Below are 18,162 nucleotides of genomic sequence, written 5' to 3' on the forward strand. Positions count from 1 at the left end.
GCTATTGAGTCAAATCGGAGCTACTATTTTTTGATAGTGGCTCTTTTTTATTATATCCAACTGAAAAATAACGATTAAAGTCCTGATACATGTAAGCCGCTACCGTTTAACTAATCAATAATAATGTACGATTAGCCTAATTTTTCAATGAGTTATATAAAATTAGCTAAAACCTCCTATAATACTAGCTATAGGAGTGGGAGTCATGACGAAATATGTATTCTTAGATACGGAAACAACCGGGTTAGATCCCCATAAAGGCAACCATCGAATTATCGATGTAGCGTGCATAGAATATGAAAACTCTGCCCCAACAGGGAATGTATTTAAACTCAATATTAATCCTGAAGGCAAAAAGTCTAACAAGGGGGCTTTTCTAGTTCACGGAATCTTAGATGAAGAATTAGTCGGCTTACCTACTTTTAAAGATATCCATGAACAATTCATATCTTTCATCAAAGATTGTCATCTTGTTATCTTCAACGCGGCCTTTGACTTAAAATTTTTAAATGCTGAGCTAAACCGTCTTAATTTCCCATCTACTGTATCTGATATTTGTGCTGAAGTGACTTGTGCGATGGAACTTGCTAAGTCAAAGTTTGGCGTTAGAAAGATTAGCCAAGATGCGGCCTGTCTTCGATATGGCATTGATATTTCTGCTCGTACTACTCATAGTGCTGAATTAGACGCTTCCCTTTGCGCTCAACTGTTTTTTAAACTCCTTGATGATACAGTGGAGCCGTTAAAGTCAACACCGCAACAGAACCAGCATACACCTACCAAAGCGATATCCATACCTAGATCTTATAAAAACAAAGAGACAGGTTTATATACTCAGCTTAATTTTTGTAAAAATCCAGAGTGTAATAATTTCGGTGTTGTTGCTAAGAATGCGACTTACAAAGTTAATGGTGAACTCAACCGAGGTTTAGGTAATGAATACAAACTAACGTGGAGTGATGATAAGTCTGAGCGAATGCTTACCTGTAAGCTTTGTGGTCACAGTACAACCATGATTCACAACCGTTGCTTTGAGCTTGAGGTTAATCGCCTATCAACCGTATACCAACATGTAGAGCCGACTTGTCCTAATAAAGCCATTCCAGCAGACCCTAAAAGCTTTAGATATTATTACATCCCTCACTCACCTGAACAAAGACGAGGAACAAAAGTTCAAAAGCCCAGATGTAAAAATAGCAATAAAGGCATTTATTCTCATCCTGAGTTGTATAAATTGGATGGCAAAACACAGCCTAACAAATACATTGGACACACGGTGATAAAACCACTAAAAAAAGGTGGTAAGCCTGTAAAGCAAATGGTTGTTGAAGAAAGACTGGCCTCACAAAATATTACCTGCCTCGCGTGTGGCTCAAAGTTTGCAGTTAAACAAAACCCGGCAAATAGACATTATCGAGATTTAGAGAACGTCACACTGTTTAAAGATTTGATGAACAAAGACATCATTAATCGCATGATGGATAAACACAATCTTGGTGCAAAAGTCATCTATGACAAAATAAACTTTTTCTATGAACAAGCATTAGCCTTTGACCATTATCACTCAGAGCTACTAGAACACGCAGTTGCCAGAAGAGAGCTTAACTTAAGTACGGATAGACAGTTTTATTTAAGCAACTGGGGCGACCATGATATGCCCAAGCCAACGCCCATAGTAAATACCTCTAGCGTAGATAATGAGTCTGGCTTTGTTTTTGTCTCTAACGTCAACTTCGATTTCATCAGTGATTTCAAAGAAATCAATAAAGAGCATCGAGAAAAGAAAGAGCAGGAAAAATTCCCTTACTACAGACGCTATGCGCAATATGTACTAAGTAATGACGAAGTGAACGTACAAGCACCAGAAGCAGAGCGAACTGTTGAACTCCAAATGCCACCAAAGGGTTTGCTGGTCCAACAAACGTATAGTGTGCTGGCCCATTTTGCACTTCTGAAAGAAAAGTTAAAGTACTGCCCTCGTATTCGCTTATATGCGGATAACGATTCTGGCATCAAGCTAGCAATCGGAGCAATATTTCCTGATTGGATAGCAAATGAAACGCTGTATGCGTTTCAAATTTCCGCTGATAAAGCGGGTAGCGCTCAATACCTTGATGAAACAACAACTGAACATTTAAATAAAGTCGAAGCAGAGCTAATTAAAGAGTACCCAGATATCAGCAAAGCTGAGATTAAAGCGCGATTATGGCAAGAGCAATTGGCAAATCGAATGCGAGTGGGAAATGCAAAATCAGAATGGATCATTAGTCCCAATAAAGAGTCACGCTTAGGAATGTTGCTTCCTCTTGGTGATGTAAAAAATATGAATCAGTACCAAGTGATTAAGTCATTAACGAATGCATCACTTCATGGGGTAGATAACTGGTTTCAAATCTTAAGACGACACGTTAACTTCTTAGAGCGACCCGTGACCAGCGCTACCAATTCAAAACGCTGGAATGCTTATGCAGGCTACAATCCTGAATGGATGGTAAAACTCATTGAAATCAAGCGCGTCTATTTTAATTATTGCATGACTAATGAGCGCACCATTAATAGAAATTTCAAAGGCAATAACAAACCAAAGCCATCTACTCCTGCTATGAGATTAGGCTTAACAAGAAAGTTATATACCGCTGAAGATTTATTATCATTTAGTCTGGATAAAGTGCGCATTGATGAAGTTTATCGCAACAAGACTGAACACAAACCAAGTTTCATGAATAACCGATTTTAGTGTCAGGTTATTTTACAAAGGTGCGAGTCTTAAATCATACAAATCTGCTAACCTGCTGTTTTTTTGTAAGTTACCTGATTGGCATAGTGCTTGCTTAGTACCCAATAAGTATTTATTTTTAGCTTTATTAAATACCTTCCAACCTCGATGGAAAGGGATTAAAAGGATAACTCAAATGAAGAATAAATTTTTAAACGGCTTAGTTGCAAGCTTTGCTTTGGTTGTTAGTGGTGTAGCTAACGCTGGTTTGATCGAGTTTACAGACTTTAGTGACTGGGAGATAAATAGCGAAAATATCACAACCATAGATTTTAATGGCAGCCAAGGCCAGACTGGTGAAATTTATAGAGGTTCTTCTTTCTTTATTGATGGTGTTACTTTTAATGCTGGGGGCATTTATAGTATCTATGATGTAGCTCATGATGCAGCATTTCATGATACTGGATGGCTAGATCTTCAAGCTGGAAATTATATGGCTACATTTTCACAAGCTATAACGTCATTGAGTTTTGATTTTGGCGACTTTTACAGTAATGCGATGAATTTAACTGTGACTACAAATACAGGCGAAATTATTCAAGGCAGTTCGTTGGCAAATTCATATGGCTTTATCGGTTTCACCACAGATTCCGCCTTTACATCGGTGTCTTTTCAAACCACAGGTACAACTGGACCTTACTGGGGATTTGACAATTTATCATATGGTAATGCTAAGTTAAGTGAAGTACCAGAGCCTTCTACACTAGCTGTTTTTGCTTTGGGCTTAATGGGATTAGCTTCTCGTAAGTTTAAAAAGCAAGCTTAATTTACAAGAGTAAACGAGTTGAAACACTGATCATAGTGGTCAGTGTTTTTTTGTTTTTAGATTTATGAAATCGGGCAAATTACAGTATTGCCTATCTAAATCTTTGTGATTCATTTATTAACTATTTGAAAAACTTAACTAAACGTACATTTCTAGGCTTTTTAAAGGTATTCTGAAAATTTACTTTTTATTGAAAAATATAGGAAATTTCTTGAGAAAACAAAAAACCGCTTTGTTATTTCAACAAAACGGCTCCGAGTTGACTCAATAGCCCGGTGCTCGTCACTGGTTTTTTTATATCAGATAAATAGTGAGGGTTTACAATAATTGATTTAACTTCGCTGAAAGTCTTACAGCTGCCTGTAATATTCTTTTGTGTAAAATCGTTTGGTAGTGTTGATGATATGCTGGCGTGATCAAAACCTTTTTATGATCCATTGCTGCACAATTTTGACCTTTGATTTGACAATAATTGAACGCGTCATCTCGAATAATCATTAAAGACTCATTCGCCCAGTCAATAGCGTCGCTTTTTTTCCAATGTACTTTTGGAGAAGAATCTAGTTGCTTACTCAGTACATTATAAATTTCAGCTTTAAAGGCGAGGTAATTAAATTTATCCAATTGCTTTTCTTTTTTGACAACCGGATACAGTAAGCATTCATCCCAATACCAATGTAAATTTTCACATTGCCCAACTAATGGTGTTATTTTATTGCGATTACCGCCGTAATCACTTGCGAAACTTACATGTAAGGGTTGATGGATATCACCGATCCAATGACCTAAAAACATTAATGCTTCAACTTTATCTTGTGAATTTTTTGCATGTTTAAGCTGGTTTTTGTGGTAAGAGATTGCTGAGGTAATGCAATTTTTTTCACAGGTTTCTTTCGTTATTAAAGTACTGCTTCTTGCAATATTTAGGTAATGCCAAGGTTTATATCTATCATAGGCTTTATCTTTTTTGATGGCATCAGCCCAAGTACAACTGTCGGCAAATGTTACCTTGTGATCTTTTTTGTTCCGGTTATAGCTATTGATACGATTTTTGTCTTTATTTGAGAGTTGTACTAATAAATCATCAATTTTTTGTTGTTGATTGATAGGCAACAAATCATAAGATAATTGACAAACGAGTTGATGGCTGAGTTTTCCTAAAGCGGATGCTGGTGTTGAAAAGAAGGCAAGTAAGATGATACTTACAATTATTGATAGTCGCGTGGTCATGATAGGTAGTTTTCTTTTTATGCTAAGTCACCCCATGTTATTACACGTTAGCTAAAATTACACGCCAAAGGCTTTATTCAGATGTGTTCAAATTAACGACTTAACAAACATCCAATCTTGGTAGATTGGCTTACTAATATATAAAAATGGGTAGTCATGCATTTATTTTTGAAATTAACTAACGGTAAATTGAAAGCTCAGGTTATTCACTAATCTACCTAATAATGAATAAATATTTACTCGACGAAAAGCATTAATCGTAGATTTAAGATTAATAGCACAATGAACTGTTAGTAAACCTATTCCAACCTTACAACGTAACCATTAGATAAATAAGAGGTATTTTTGGTAAGTTATTTTCAGTTCTTTTCTCAATAGTTCATCCATTTAAAGGGAAAATGCATATTTGGATAGTTTTTCCCCTTGATATAGATAACTATCAATAATGTTGCAAAAGCAATAATTGATGATTAATTGCACAATTGTTATATCTTATTCTTAAATAACTATTCATTAAATGTGAATTTTTTGTCAATATAGACTTAAGTTTTTAACATTGATTGGCTTTATTGCTTATGTCGAAGTTCAATAAAGTTCAATTGGTAATGATCCTGACTGTTATGAACACGTTTTACTCTCTCTGGTAAGCTGTTTTGTAACAAATGAGGTAGCTTTCTAGTGAAATGATCTGTCAATCTTAATTACTAAGTAAGCGTTTTTTTGGGGTAGCATTTGCTACCCCTTTTTTTACGTTAAATTTTATAAAGTCGCTGATAATTATAATAATTGTATACTGGCATCCAGGTAATACTCTGCTAGTATGATATATATTTATATAATTTTATTGCGATAGATGGATTCTCAGCAGCAGCAAAACCAAAATTTAACATATCAAATGAGGCAAGTTATTTGGGCCTCACAATTAACTCTTTTTATTCTTTCTATTACTCGTGTTTACTTTGGTGATCATACTACTGCACTCATCTTAGGTTTAGTTATTGCTTTTCTACAGCTGTTAAATGTTTTACTTAATAGAGGGAAATTACAGCTAGCGACCAACTTTTTTTGTTTGATGTTGTTTTTTGTCGCTGTTGGTTTTATGTGGGGATTCGAAGGTGCAAGAGACGAAGTAGTGTTTGTCATCCCTTCAATTATAGCCTTTTCTTTGATTGCGGGTTCTAAAAAAGTCACCTTATTCTTAGTGTTTTCTTTGAGTGTCAGCTTGCTTGCTATCGGGTATTTAACTGACATAGGTTTTCGTAACCAAACGAATTCATTAAATAGCTTTCAATCGTCGTTGTTAATTTTAATTTTGATGTTTTTTAGCTTATTTATTTATTGGACCTTATTTAATTATTTGTTGAGTGCTCACAAAAAGATTAAACATGCACTCAATACTCAATCAGCTATTTTAAATAACTTAGGGGACTCATTACTTATAACCGATTCTAATGGCATCATTTTACAAGTGTCACCTAATAGTCATGCATTATTTGGTATTGAAGAAGGTAAATTAGTAGGGGAACAAATTCATTCGATAATCCCTGATGTTAGTTTTGCTTACCAAAGCGTTATGGGCGTTGAAAATCTTGAAGGTAAGCATCAACAGTTTAAAGCAAAGAAAGCCGATGGTAGCCAAATTGACATTCAATTAGTGTTAACAAAAACTCAAATAGACTCAGATGTTACCTTTATTGCTTTAATAAGTGATATTTCTGAAAGTTTACATTTTCAAAATGAATTAAAATTCGCTAAAGAAGAAGCAGATAAAGCTAATCAAGCAAAAAGTAACTTTTTGGCAAATATGAGCCATGAAATAAGAACACCAATGAATGGTGTGATGGGATCTTTGCAAATGTTAGCGCGAGAAAATTTATCTGAAAATGCCAGAGAGTTAGTGAATACTGCCGCCACTTCTTCTTCATCACTTATTACCATCATCAACGATATTCTAGACTTTTCTAAGATAGAAGCAGAAAAGCTTGCTTTAGAAATTATCCCTTTTAACGTGACTAAAATTATTGAGTTATTACTTAATGAAACGAAGGAACTTGCTCAAACGACAGGAAATATTGTTCGTTTCACAATCGCTGAGGATTACCAAGAAGGTTGGCAAGGCGATCCCGTTCGTATTAAGCAAATCATGCTTAATCTATTATCAAACAGCCTTAAATTTACTGAGCAGGGAAATATAGATATTTTGTTATCAATGTCAGAGCAAGGTGAATTAAAAATTGAGATCAAAGATACCGGGATTGGTATGTCAGCTGAAACTATTGAAAGTATTTTTACTCGTTTTCAACAGGCGGATAATTCAACTACTAGAAAATTTGGTGGAACAGGATTAGGTATATCAATTACCCAATCGTTAGTCGCTTTGATGAAAGGAACAATTGAAGTAAGAAGTGAGATAGATAAAGGCACATCGTTTATCGTTACTTTGCCGTTAAGCTCAAGTAAGCTTGTAAATGATGTCAGTCAAGAATTTGAAGAAGTATCGGCTCCTGATTTAACGGGTATAACAATATTATTGGCAGAAGATAATCGCATCAACCAAAAAATATTCGTAAAAATGATGGCGGCTACGCATGCAACAATTCATATAGTTGAAAATGGTCTTGAAGCGGTCAATAAAGTATCTGAAATGTCGGTTGATATTATCTTTATGGATATACAAATGCCAGAAATGGATGGTCGAGAGGCATGTAGTATTATAAAAAGTAAATACCCATTAATACCTATCATAGCTTTAACGGCCAATGTTACCGTGGATGATGTTAAACAATATGCAATGAACGGCTTTGAAGGACATATTGGAAAACCAATTAATTTAAATGAGCTGTTTCGCGCATTAAATTGGTATGTACTTTAGTTTAGGGGCTACAGCGAGTGAATTTATTTAACTAAACTGTGTCTAGAATCGTGTTTTTTTCAAAATAGAATGATTGTATATCTCTAGATAAAAACATAGAGGTGATATTGGCTACTCGCTTTAAAGCATTAATATTATCGTTGGTCCATTGGGTAGCATCACCTTCTCTTTCACAACAAATTATCCCTGTAGGTTTAAACTTGAAGTGAAAAGTAAAGTCGAGCATAGAGTAGATATTGAGTGGTTTTAAATACACCTCGTTAAAGCAAGATGTGGCTGGATGTTCTCTAGCATTCGATGCAGATAATACTTTATTATTAAGGATATGATCGAAATAGGAAGGAAAGTCATCTTTTTTAAGTGACTGTCCATTCGTAATTTGATCCGCAGAATCTAAGCAAAGTAAGCAATGAATCTCATTGGCTTGTTGATTGAATAACCATAAACTAACTCTGTTTACGTTAGGGGTTAACTTTTTGATTTCTTGACAAATAGTTTGAAGTCTTTCATAGGTGCTATTGTCAGGGGAACTAATACAGGTGGTTAGTTCTTGATAATCTGTCAGCATTCTCCCTCCCTCAATTTATATGAGTCCATTCGTTTAATAATAGCGTGCTTATTGTATAAGGTAAATATTGTGAATGTTTTTCGAAAAAATGGCGAATTGGAAATTAATTTTTTGATTTAATTGTGAGATGGATTTAAGCATGCATTTTATATCAGAATATCCCACAATATATTGATCTCTTGCCTGATAGCTTTAATGAGTGGTTCATTTAAACGTTTTGTTAACACAACAAATGATAAGGGCATCTGAAAATTAAGTTCAGGGAGAATTTGCACGCTACCGATTAATTGTTCTTGCTCTGCAATTGAACGTTCTAGCAAGCTTAACCCTACACCACTTTTTACTAACTCTAAACGTGATTGATCATGATCACTTTGTACTTTTGAGCAAAGTGTTGAACCAAGCTTTTGTTTAATTACCTCATCAAATGGGCAATAGTCACCCATGGTAATCCAAGCTAACGGCGCTAAGTCTTGCAATGTTTTGATGTTATTCAGAGCTAAAGATTTTGGGGCTATCGTCGTAATAGCTTCTTTTTTTATTTCAATCCCGGTGAGGCCTTGAGGAATATCGCCATAGATATAACCACCATCAAGTTCCTTATTTTGAATATCTGCTATTATTTTACCTGTTGAGCTTTGTTTTAATTGAAGACTAATTCCAGGACAAATCTCAGATAAATTCTCAATTAATTTCGGACATTTTAATGATTGAATACTTTGGTTTATGCCAAGGTTAAAAATACCGATAAGCTCGCCTTGATTTTCTGCCGCAAGATTAACCATATCCACGGCTGAATCGAGGGTTTTTTGTGCTTTGATTAGTAACAGTTTACCTTTATCGGTTAACGTCATGCCTTTTGAGGATCGAATAAATAGTGGGGTTTCTAGTTCTTGTTCTAAAGATTTTATATGTGCACTAATCGCAGGTGGAGTGCTACATAGTCTTTTGGCTGCATGTGTTAAGTTTTTTGTTTCAGCAACCACCACAAATGAACGTAAATGATAAAACTCCACACATCACCCTTAATCAGTTAATTTTTAAACTCAAGAATGATGAAATATAAGATATTTTATCGAAAACTTGTATTCATTTTTACTGAGCTAATCATTCAGAATTTATGAATTTCATTCTTCCTACTAAACTCTTAAAGTGGATGTCAGTGAAAACATGTCAAATTACATATAAAGGAAATAAAATGTCAAATGTACTGCTTACCCCTTCAGCAAAACCTGAGGTTGCTTATGAATATTTCAAAGCTAAACTTGGCTGCGAAACCGATTGTTCTGATGTTTATGCAGACATAAAAGCCGAAAACCAACCTTTTATTTTACTTGATGTACGTGCTAAGGAAGCTTTCGAAAAAAGTCATGCCATTACTGCTATTAACTTTCCACATAATGAAATGAATGGTGATACCGTAAAAATATACCCTAAAGATACGCAATTTGTGGTTTATTGCTGGGGCCCTGGTTGTAATGGAGCGACTAAAGCAGCAATGAAATTAGCTGCTTTAGGTTTTGCGGTGAAAGAAATGATTGGTGGCATTCATTACTGGGAAGATTTTGAACGTTATCCTGTTGTTAGGCATCAAATATCAGCGCAGGTATAAGTTCAGGTAACAACTGCGAGAAAAAATCGCCAAACTATAGATGTTGATTAAGTTGCTCGATGAGAGCTTCTTTTTCTAAAGGCTTAGATAAGTAACCATCAAAAAACTCATTGTATAACTCGCGTTCGCTTTTGATGGCGTTTGCGGTTAGCGCGATGATGATTTGCTTTGGAGTCTCAGATTTTATTTTTTTACATGCCGTTAACCCATCCATTACCGGCATTTGAATATCCATAAAGATAAGCTCGGGGGCATGTTTTCTTGACTCTTCAATACCTTCCAAACCATTATTGGCCATAATTATTTTGGCATTGGTTGGCTTTATCATGTTTGAGATAACCATTTGATTTATTTTATTATCTTCAACAACAAGAATTGTTTTACCTGTCATGTCGGGATAATCAGCTAATGATTTTGAATTGTCTAACAGATCACTTTTTGCTTGAGTTAAAGGTAGTGAGACCACTACAGAGGTCCCTTTTTCTAATTCACTATCTATAATGATAACCCCTCCCATTAAACGTACTAGTTTTTGGGTTATTGCTAGACCTAATCCTGTGCCGCCAAACTTACGTGTTGTCGATGTATCTGCTTGTTCAAAGCGATGAAATAATCGTGTTAATTGGTTTTTTTCAATACCTATACCTGTATCGACAACTTTAAAAATGACGCCTTTATTACTATCACTTTTTACTTCGAGGCAGACAGTACCTTTTTCGGTAAATTTTATACTATTTGAAATTAAGTTAATGAGTATTTGACGTATGCGAACGATATCGCCACACCAGTACTCGTGATTGATATGATTGGTAAATTTGAGCTCGATATTTTTATCTTCGATTAACAATGATAACTCTGAATTCAATTGTTCTATTAAAACGGGGAGTTTGAACGTTTTATTTTCTAATGAGAGTTTACCGGCTTCAATTTTAGAGAAATCCAATATGTCATTAATAATGGTAATGAGTGACTTTGTAGAGTTATAAGCCGTGTTAATTAAATCACGACTATGCTCTTCAAATTCTCTTTCTTTTAATAATTGAATAGTGCCGTACACGCCATTTAAAGGCGTTCTTAATTCATGACTCATGTTAGCAAGAAATTCAGATTTTGCTTGTGATGCTGCTTCAGCATTCATTTTAGCTTTTTCTAATTCGTGCTCACGCTTTAATGTTTCGGTTAGATCATACGCAATACCTAAATACCCTAAAGCTTCTCCCTTTTTACCCGTTAACGCTGTTACGCTAAGTTTTACCTGAATATGCTTGCCAAATTTATTTATATAGGTCCATTGGTTAATGTCTAAACCTACTCTTTCGGCTTTAATAACAAAAACTTGGAATCCTGGTGTTATATTTTCATTAAACTCACTTGAAAGCTCTTTAGCTTTTGCGACAACTTCTGTTTCAAGGTGAAAAAGGGCGGGTGTTTGCTTATTGATCAGTTCATCAGCACTGTAACCTAATAGTTTTTCTGCAGCGGGGTTAAAAACTTGTATTAAGCCTTCTTCATCCGTAGCTATTACTGAGTATGTCGCACTTGCCAGGATACTATCATTTAGCATTCTTGCATGTTCTAGCTCGTGACTTTTCTTTAGTACTTCAGTTGACAATTTTGTATTAGTATCACTGAGCTTTTCTTCTCTTGCTCTTGCTAAGTCAATATGATGCTGGGCTTGTTGTGCTTTTCTCAATAAAACTAAGTGTAATAAAAAATACAATAATAATACGACAAAGGTAAATAAGAGCCCGGTTATTACCCCTAAATATTGATGAGGAAGATTCAGTGTATTTAAAAATGTGTCGGTTGCGAATAACTTAATATTCCATGTTCGCCCATAAACAGAGATAGATTTAGCCGTATATTGATCGTTTATTTTATCGAGTGGTTGATTTTCAAAAAATGGGGATGTTTGTTGAGCGTCGGTGATCGCAAGTTTATCCTGCCTTACTTGAGATACGGCTTCAAGAATTTCACCCATAAGTAGTGGCGCATAGGTCCAGCCGTAAAGGTTTTCAGCAATTTCATTTGAGTGTTTTGAATTGCTTTTATGAAAATATAATGGTTGAAGTAATAAAAAACCATGCTCAATTTTTCCCGAGGCTTGTACTAGAGTTATCGGCGCGGTAAGTGTCGTTTCATTATTTTTAGCAGCATTTTCAGCAGCAGTTCTGCGGTTAAATTCTGAGCCTATGTCTAAGCCAATCGCCTTTTGATTTACATTTTCCGGAAAAATATATTGGATAACAAATCGTGTTCTCACATGCTGAGATAAAGATCTTATATTAAAATTTTTGTCTGGACGGTCATTTGCAGCCTGTCTGATAAATGCGGCTTCTTCTTGAATTGTTACGGGCTTGATAAGACCAAAACCTCTCGCACCTTTATACCTTATCGTGTAGTTTTGGGCATTACTATATGATGCTATGGTTTCATAGGTAATATCATTTGGATTATGGGAAATTATTGCAGCATTTAAACTAGCGATTCCTAATGCATAGTGATCTAAACGTTCGATAATGGCATTCGTAATAAAGGTAATACGAGTGTTTAACGCCTGTTTTATTTGATTTTCAACTTTTTCTTCATGAGCTTGTTGTTGAAAAAACGTTAAAACGACACCTATTACAATAATGAGTAATGTAATGATATATTGCTGACCACTAATACTTGCTTTGAAATCTTTCAGAATAACACCTTGTTATATAAGCATTCTTTCCATGCTGTCTTTAAAGGACAAATAATAATTTATACTAGACTACAACTTTGATTATATCAAAGCCTATCTTACTTAGTTTTAGGAGGATTATATTTATATTTAACAATAAGTTAAATAAACCATAAAAATATTGAACAAGCGGTGTTTTCAAGTACAGGTTCGTTAGAACTTATTATTAGGGAGACGAGGGAAGGAAGAGCAGGGAAATTCGATATTTAGATACTTATTTTATTAAGTGATCAAGTTTACAGTGTTCAATATTCATTTTTGGAATAAAAAAGCCTCTTTTATTCTTTTTGCTTTTTATCAACACCGTCTATCATTTCAACATATATTGAAATGGGCGAGTTGACGAAATGTTGTCAGAACAGCAAAATTTAAATCAAACCATGTTAAACGAAGAACAACTAAGTTCTCTTAAAGAAGTGATAGGAAGCTATTCACCGCTTCAACTTGCTTGGGCGAGTGGCTACTTAGCCGCTAAAAGTGAAGGCTCATCAATAGCCACTTTGCCTAGCGCTGTTGGAACTAAAGCATCTTCTACGTTAACTATTTTATATGGTTCACAAACAGGTAATGCAAAAGGTGTTGCCAAGTCTTTAGCAGACCAAGCAACAGCTCAAGGTTTGACTGTTGATCTGAAAAGCATGGGGGAGTTTAAACCTAAAAGCATTAAAAATGTCACACATTTATTGATTGTGGCTAGTACAAATGGTGAAGGTGAAGCACCTGATGATGCAATAGCGTTTCATGAATTTTTATCGTCCAAAAAAGCGCCTAAATTAGAAAGTTTACAATATAGTGTGCTTGCATTAGGCGATACTAGCTATGAATTTTTCTGTCAAACCGGTAAAGATTTTGATGAATACTTAGCTAAACTTGGTGCAAAACAAATAGCACCACGTGTTGATTGTGATGTCGATTATGAAGATGCTGCATCAGCTTGGTCTCAAGAAATTATAACGAAGACTAAAGATTTACTAGGTGAAACAGACGTATCTTCAAATGTAGTGGCTATGCCAACCGCTGGCGCAGCAAGCCAATATACTAAACAAAATCCTTATGAAGCTGAATTAAGCGTAAGTCAAAAAATTACTGGTCGCGATTCTGCTAAAGATGTTCGCCATATCGAGATCGATCTTGGCGAGTCAGGCATTACGTATCAAGCAGGAGATGCTTTAGGCGTTTGGTTTGAAAATGATGCAGAATTAGTGAATGAATTAATTGCAGCATTAGGCTTTTCAGCAAGCGATGAAGTGACGGTTGGTAATGAACAGTATTCCTTATCAGACGCCTTAACGTCAAAGCTTGAAATTACACAAACGTCAGTGAATTTTGTTAATTTTTGGGCTGAGCAATCTCAAGATAAGGCGTTGACTGCCCTTATTCAAGACAAAAATGCTACGCGTGAATATGCTGCCAATCATCAAGTGGTTGATGTGATTAAAGCGGCTCCTGCAAAACTTGATGTACAAACATTTGTTGACGCATTGCGTAAAATTACCCCTCGCTTATATTCAATTGCTTCTAGCCAAGCAGAAATGGAAGAGGAAGTGCACTTAACCGTTGGGCTAGTTGAATATGACAACAATGGTCAGGCTCGTGCTGGCGGTGCGTCAAGCTTTTTAGGTAAACGCTTAGAAGAAGGTGGCACAGTTAAAGTATTCGTTGAGCATAATGATAACTTCCGTTTACCTAATGACGGCAACACGCCGGTGATCATGATTGGTCCTGGAACTGGCATCGCTCCTTTTAGAGCGTTTTTGCAAGAAAGAGAAGCCACCGATGCTGAAGGTGATAACTGGTTGTTTTTTGGCGATCAAACTTTTACTCAAGACTTTTTATACCAAGTTGAATGGCAAGGCTATGTTAAGTCAGGATTACTAACCAATATTGATTTAGCTTTCTCGCGTGATCAAGCTGAAAAAATATATGTACAAGACCGTCTTCGCGAAAATGCCGAAGAAGTGTTCGCGTGGTTAGAACGTGGTGCGCATTTATATATTTGTGGTGATATGAATCGTATGGCTAAAGATGTTGAAATCGCCCTTGTGGATATTATTTCTGAGCAAGGCAAATTAACAGCAGAGCAGGCTCAACAATACTTAAAAGATTTACGAAACGCTAAGCGTTTTCAGAAGGATGTATATTAATGACTGATGTAACGAAAGAACATGGCCCATTAGTTGTTGAAGGTAAACTTGCCGATAATGAGCGTTTAAAAGGTGAAAGTAACTTTTTACGAGGTGGGATCGAAAAAGATTTATCTGATCACTTAACCGGTGGCTTTAATGGCGACAATTTCCAGTTAATTCGTTTTCATGGTATGTACCAACAAGATGACCGTGATATTCGCGGTGAGCGTGCCAAACAAAAACTAGAGCCATTACATAATGTGATGTTACGTGCGCGCATGCCTGGTGGCATTATCAAGCCTGAGCAATGGTTAGCGATTGATAAGTTTGCTCAAGAAAGTACGTCATATGGCAGTATTCGATTAACCACGCGTCAAACCTTTCAGTTTCATGGTGTATTAAAACCGAATATTAAATTAATGCATCAAACTCTAAACAGTATCGGCATTGATTCAATCGCTACTGCTGGAGATGTTAACCGTAACGTACTGTGTACGACTAACCCGGTAGAGTCAGAGTTGCATCAAGAAGCGTATGAGTGGGCAACTAAAATTAGTGAACATTTATTACCTAAAACTCGTGCTTATGCAGAAATTTGGTTAGATGGTGAAAAACTAGAAGGTCCACAAGGTGAAAAAACTGAAGAGCCAATTCTAGGGAGCAATTATCTTCCTCGTAAATTTAAAACAACAGTTGTTATTCCTCCTAATAATGATGTTGATGTGCATGCGAATGATTTAAATTTTGTAGCAATTGCGCAAGACGGCAAACTAGTTGGGTTTAACGTGTTAGTCGGTGGTGGTTTAGCGATGACACATGGTGATAAGTCTACTTATCCTCGTCGTGCCGATGATTTTGGTTTTGTACCATTAGCGAACACTTTAGATGTGGCGGCGGCTGTTGTTACTACACAACGTGATTGGGGTAATCGTGTCAATCGTAAAAATGCAAAAACTAAATACACTTTAGACCGCGTTGGTTCTGATGTGTTTAAAGCGGAAGTTGAAAAACGCGCAGGTATTGTTTTTGAAGAAAGCCGTCCATATGAGTTCACTAGCCGTGGCGATAACATTGGTTGGGTAGAAGGTTTTGAAGGTAAACATCATTTAGCACTGTTTATCGAAAACGGTCGTTTACTTGATTACCCAGGCAAACCTTTAAAAACAGGTGTTGCTGAATTAGCGAAAGTCCATAAAGGTGATTTTCGCATGACAGCCAATCAAAACTTAATTGTTGCAGGTGTTGCATTAGAAGACAAAGCCGAGATTGAAAAAATTGCTCGAGCACATGGTTTGATGGACGACGGAGTTTCTAAGCAACGTAAAGATTCCATGGCATGTGTAGCTTTTCCAACTTGTCCGTTAGCAATGGCAGAAGCAGAACGCTACTTACCAGGTTTAGTAACCGATGTGGAAAATATTCTAGCAAAACATAACGTTGCTGATGAAAGTATTATCCTTCGCGTTACCGGTTGCCCTAATGGTTGTGGTCGTGCGATGTTAGCTGAAATTGGTCTCGTTGGTAAAGGCCCGAGTAAATACAATATGCATTTAGGCGGTAATTTAACCGGTACTCGTGTACCTAAAATGTATAAAGAAAACCTTGGTGAGCAAGATATTTTAAATGAGATTGATAGTCTTGTTGCTCGATGGGTAAATGAACGAGAAACAAACGAAGCGTTTGGTGATTTTGTCATACGTGTTGGCATTATAGCCGAAGTAAAAGTCAGTAAACGGGATTTCCATGACTAAACACATTGAGACCAATGCGGATTTAACGTCGCTAAAGTCGCCGATTAGTAGCCGTTTCCCTGCTTCTTTACCTGAACCATGGTTGAATCAGTGGAATGAGTTATTAGAAAAACAAGATGCTACGCAACGTGTTGAATGGGCAATGGAGAATTTGCCATCGCAGTTTGTTTTGTCATCAAGCTTCGGTATTCAATCTGCAGTTATGCTTCATATGCTAACGCAGGTTGATAGCAATATTCCGGTATTATTAACGGATACCGGGCATTTGTTTCCTGAAACCTATCAATTTATCGAGCAATTAACGGAACGTTTGAAGTTAAATTTGCATGTCTATAGCGCAAAAGAAAGTGCTGCTTGGCAAATGGCTAAATACGGTGAAGAGTGGGCGAAAGATGAAGCGTCTTTAAAAGCGTATAATCGTAGAAATAAAGTTGAACCATTAGAGCGTGGCCTAAAGGATTTACAAGCTGGTTCGTGGTTTTCTGGTGTTCGTAGGCAACAGTCAGATCATCGAGAAGGTTTGTCGGTAGTTAGCATTCTACGTGGCCGCTTTAAAGTTCATCCCATTATTGATTGGAGCAATCGTGATGTTCATCAATATTTGACTAAACATGGTTTACCTTATCACCCTCTTTGGGATCAAGGATATGTCTCAGTTGGTGATACCCATAGTACCCGTCCTCTTACTTTAGGAATGGAAGAAAGCGAAACACGTTTTTCTGGAATGGCAAGAGAATGTGGATTACACACCGACGGTGATGGAATTTAATTAAATCTTAAATCTACAGACAAAAAATAAGCCGCTTAATAGCGGCTTATTTTTTGAAAAACTAAAGTAAATAATTACTATTCATTATCTGATTTTTCTGGACGTTCTTTGGCTTCACGTACTTTCAATGTGCGTTGTTGAAACTCAGAATCATTTAATTGATTAACAGCATTATCGGCATCAGAAGCTGACATCTCAACAAAACCAAAGCCACGTCTTTTCCCGGTGTGCTTATCTTTCATCAATCGAACTGAATGAACATTACCATATTCAGAAAACAATGCTCTTACTGCGCCTTCGTTTGCACGATAAGGTAAGTTACCAACATAGAGTGTACTTACTTCGCCATCGTCTTCTTCTGCAGCATTGTTTTGTGAACCAAATAAAGAAGTGATAATTGCTGCGATAAAAACGAAAATTGCGATAGATGCAGCAGTGTTTAATAAATTATCAGCGATAAAAAATGCTATAACAGCAAAAACTAACGCAATAATAACGTTTAAAAGTTTCGGAGAATTCATAAATGTTTACCTAATTATTATTTTATAAAATAGAAAATTGCCGTTACATGTTACTTAGCTTTAAATAATGTGCAACAAAATAAGTGTAATTTTTATTCAATACTATCAATCTACTATTTATTAACATTAACGTGATTATGTTTTTATAAAGAGACAATAATAACTGAAAAATCAATTTGACTAGATATTTTTGTCATTTTTATTTAAGCATTAAATGTCACCATTAACATAAATAAGTACTCACAATATGTTAGCTTTGTTAGTTTTTGACCATTCTTAGTTGGTAAATTAAACCAACTTATTTAAATTGTATTATTTTTAATCGAACAAACAAATAATAGAAAAAAAGACTTGATCGTTTGAGATAAATCCCTAAAATGCGCTCCACTTCTTCAGGGAGACCTGAGAAGCGAGTTTTAAGTGGTTTAGTTATCCGTATTGAT

The 18,162-nt window shown here is 35.9% G+C and carries 12 protein-coding genes; 7 read left to right on the plus strand and 5 right to left on the minus strand.

All coding sequences use genetic code 11. The features are described from left to right. Nucleotides 1–205: 205 nt before the first annotated feature. Both Q4493_RS16920 and Q4493_RS16925 read left to right on the plus strand, forming a co-directional pair. Nucleotides 206–2,737 (plus strand): exonuclease domain-containing protein, encoded by a 2,532-nt coding sequence (locus tag Q4493_RS16920; protein WP_303455211.1) that lies wholly within the window; start codon nucleotides 206–208, stop codon nucleotides 2,735–2,737. A gap of 175 nt (nucleotides 2,738–2,912) precedes the next feature. Next, nucleotides 2,913–3,542, plus strand: a complete 630-nt coding sequence (locus tag Q4493_RS16925; RefSeq protein WP_303455214.1) for a PEP-CTERM sorting domain-containing protein — start codon at nucleotides 2,913–2,915, stop codon at nucleotides 3,540–3,542. Nucleotides 3,543–3,860: 318 nt separating this feature from the next. Here Q4493_RS16925 and Q4493_RS16930 read toward each other — a convergent pair whose 3' ends face one another. Beyond that, complete coding sequence (locus tag Q4493_RS16930; RefSeq protein ID WP_303455216.1) at nucleotides 3,861–4,772, minus strand: S1/P1 nuclease; 912 nt, start codon at nucleotides 4,770–4,772, stop codon at nucleotides 3,861–3,863. Nucleotides 4,773–5,625: 853 nt separating this feature from the next. On the opposite strand from Q4493_RS16930, the gene Q4493_RS16935 reads away from it, so the two are divergent. Then, nucleotides 5,626–7,644, plus strand: a complete 2,019-nt coding sequence (locus tag Q4493_RS16935) for an ATP-binding protein (protein ID WP_303455218.1) — start codon at nucleotides 5,626–5,628, stop codon at nucleotides 7,642–7,644. 31 nt (nucleotides 7,645–7,675) lie between these two features. Here Q4493_RS16935 and Q4493_RS16940 read toward each other — a convergent pair whose 3' ends face one another. Together Q4493_RS16940 and Q4493_RS16945 are read right to left on the minus strand one after the other, a co-directional pair. After that, a complete protein-coding gene (locus tag Q4493_RS16940; protein WP_303455221.1) occupies nucleotides 7,676–8,212 on the minus strand; it encodes a GAF domain-containing protein in 537 nt (178 codons plus the stop codon). Nucleotides 8,213–8,358: 146 nt separating this feature from the next. Further along, nucleotides 8,359–9,228 (minus strand): LysR family transcriptional regulator, encoded by an 870-nt coding sequence (locus Q4493_RS16945; protein ID WP_303455224.1) that lies wholly within the window; start codon nucleotides 9,226–9,228, stop codon nucleotides 8,359–8,361. 182 nt (nucleotides 9,229–9,410) lie between these two features. Between Q4493_RS16945 and Q4493_RS16950 the strand changes: the two genes are divergently transcribed. Continuing rightward, nucleotides 9,411–9,824 (plus strand): rhodanese-like domain-containing protein, encoded by a 414-nt coding sequence (locus Q4493_RS16950; protein WP_303455226.1) that lies wholly within the window; start codon nucleotides 9,411–9,413, stop codon nucleotides 9,822–9,824. Nucleotides 9,825–9,858: 34 nt separating this feature from the next. On the opposite strand, the gene Q4493_RS16955 is transcribed toward Q4493_RS16950, so the two are convergent. Beyond that, on the minus strand, nucleotides 9,859–12,516 hold the full coding sequence (locus Q4493_RS16955; protein ID WP_368506791.1) for a CHASE domain-containing protein: 2,658 nt from the start codon (nucleotides 12,514–12,516) through the stop codon (nucleotides 9,859–9,861). Between the two features lie 383 nt (nucleotides 12,517–12,899). On the opposite strand from Q4493_RS16955, the gene Q4493_RS16960 reads away from it, so the two are divergent. From Q4493_RS16960 to Q4493_RS16970, 3 genes are read left to right on the plus strand one after another with little or no spacing between them, the layout of a single operon-like run. Beyond that, a complete protein-coding gene (locus tag Q4493_RS16960) occupies nucleotides 12,900–14,696 on the plus strand; it encodes an assimilatory sulfite reductase (NADPH) flavoprotein subunit (protein WP_303455229.1) in 1,797 nt (598 codons plus the stop codon). Continuing rightward, entirely contained in the window at nucleotides 14,696–16,429 is a 1,734-nt protein-coding gene (cysI, locus tag Q4493_RS16965; RefSeq protein WP_303455231.1) for an assimilatory sulfite reductase (NADPH) hemoprotein subunit, read from the plus strand. The genes Q4493_RS16960 and cysI overlap by 1 nt, the downstream gene beginning before the upstream one ends. Continuing rightward, nucleotides 16,422–17,198: a phosphoadenylyl-sulfate reductase gene (locus Q4493_RS16970; RefSeq protein WP_303455234.1), complete on the plus strand. Its 777-nt coding sequence runs from the start codon at nucleotides 16,422–16,424 to the stop codon at nucleotides 17,196–17,198. Before cysI ends, Q4493_RS16970 begins: the two co-directional genes overlap by 8 nt. A gap of 77 nt (nucleotides 17,199–17,275) precedes the next feature. On the opposite strand, the gene Q4493_RS16975 is transcribed toward Q4493_RS16970, so the two are convergent. Continuing rightward, the gene (locus tag Q4493_RS16975; RefSeq protein ID WP_303455236.1) at nucleotides 17,276–17,719 is read right to left on the minus strand and encodes an RNA-binding protein; all 444 of its coding nucleotides are present in this window, start codon (nucleotides 17,717–17,719) and stop codon (nucleotides 17,276–17,278) included. Between the last annotated feature and the right edge of the window lie 443 nt (nucleotides 17,720–18,162).

The organism is Colwellia sp. 1_MG-2023 (genome assembly GCF_030546755.1).
Taxonomy (GTDB): Bacteria; Pseudomonadota; Gammaproteobacteria; order Enterobacterales; family Alteromonadaceae; genus Thalassotalea_H.